Annotated in this window: 1 protein-coding gene; it reads right to left on the bottom strand. The window is 62.1% G+C overall.

The annotated features are described in order from the left end of the window. The coding region (locus tag DIE13_RS32450) for a hypothetical protein (protein ID WP_311768350.1) at positions 1 to 1,718 on the bottom strand (1,718 nt) is incomplete at its 3' end. Between the last annotated feature and the right edge of the window lie 15 nt (positions 1,719 to 1,733).

Genomic DNA, 1,733 nt, shown 5'->3' with positions numbered 1-1,733 from the left:
TGCGCAACGCTGTCATCGTTCCTTGCCTTGTATTGGTCGTAGGGATCGTCAGCCCGCTTGTCCGCATCGGCCTTGTTCGCGTCGCGCCATGCGGCCGGCGGATCGTTACCTTCGTTGAAGTCGCTCACCGCGTCGCCGTCCTGCGTTTCGACGGGCTTGCCGAACCGCAACGCCTTCGGCGGGAATGGATCATCGAGCGCTGGCGCGTCCGCTACCACCGTCCAGCCTTTCGGCGGATCGGCATTCACACGGAGCATGTTCAACGCCGAACTGATGCCGGTCACGACGAACATGAGCGGTGCAGACACAAGCGTCGCGGCTACCCCCAACACGCTTTCATTCCCCTTGACTGCGCCGATCAGATTGAATTTGGCCGGTGGCGACGGCGGATACCAGAAGCCCGACTTCGTTCCCGGCTTGCCATGCCGCCAATCGTCTTCCCAATAGCGGTAGGGTTTCTGTACGCCGACCGGGAAGCCGGATGCAAACACCCGCTGCGTCAGGATGCCCGCTGCGCCGATGTCATCGAGTTCGTGCTTGCTGATCCCGCGCCAGCCGATGCCCTGAACCGTCACTGCTGAAATCACCTGATCGTGCGGGCAGCAATACGCGGTGACGCGGCCATAGGTCGCCCCGTTCAAGCCGTGCCGGTCGCGGTCGGCTTGCGCGGCATAAGACCGGTTGCTCGTCGGCGAGACCCGCTTGTTCTCCATGTCTTCATCGACCTTGTCGACCGACTGTTCGAAGGCTTTTCGGGCGCCGACGATCGACAGGAACTTGCCGAAGGTTTGGGTGCGCGCGGCGTAGGTCTGCCGTCCGCGCTGCCCGTTCGCGTCTTTCGTCGCGCGTTGCGACCACGTATCCATGAACGTGTCGGATTTGTACGGACCGTCTGCATTCGCGAGGCTGTATGGTGCGTTCGCCAGCACGTAAGCGTCCGCCACGCAGTGCCCCGTGCGGCCCCACGGATCTTCGACATCGGGGAATGCGTCGCCGAAGAACGCCGCCGTGAGGCCGACGATGTTGCCCTGGCTGTGGCATACGACGGTAATGGGTACGCCGGCTTGCATCTGGCGGATCGACTCGATCAATTTGGCCAACCGCAAGGCCGCGAGCACGCCATACGCGCGCGGCGGCGCACGATACAAAGGCCGATTGGTCGGATTGATGCCTTGCACCGTCATCCATCCCATCGTTCGATCGTCCAGGCCGCCGCGCCAAAGATCGGGCAGGCTCGAACAGCCGTTCGTGAATGGACCGCCGCCCCAATAGTCCTTCTCGTTCAAGAAAATCTTGTCGCCGTACTCTTTGAGTTCTTCACCCGAGGCCCGATAACCCCACCGGAAGTGAATGACGGGCGAGAACGACGGATCGGGCTTGACGTAGTTGCCGGCCCAAAGCTTTGGATTCAGAAACCCATCCGGCGTCACGCTCTCGGTGTACTTCGCCGGCGTCAATTGCCCGGCTTCGATGCCGTGATACATCAATTGATCGTCGAGCCGCCCGATCCGTCGATTGAGTCCTTTGCACAGCCCATCCTCCGTCGCATCGAACCATTCGCCCTCCGAGTTCACGCCATGCACGAAGATCACGACGCCGGGCAAGGGCATCTGCCTGATGCAGATAAGCGGCGTGTTCTTCGCGAACATCGTCATCCCTTCGACACGGCCGACGATGATCGATGGCGGTTCAGGGCGCGACGCAGGTGCGTCAGGCAACCCGGCCTCAGTGGC

The organism is Burkholderia sp. Bp9016 (assembly GCF_003857765.1).
GTDB lineage: Bacteria > Pseudomonadota > Gammaproteobacteria > Burkholderiales > Burkholderiaceae > Burkholderia.
Note: the sequence above shows the minus strand (reverse complement) of the source record. Positions and strands in the feature narration are given on the sequence as shown.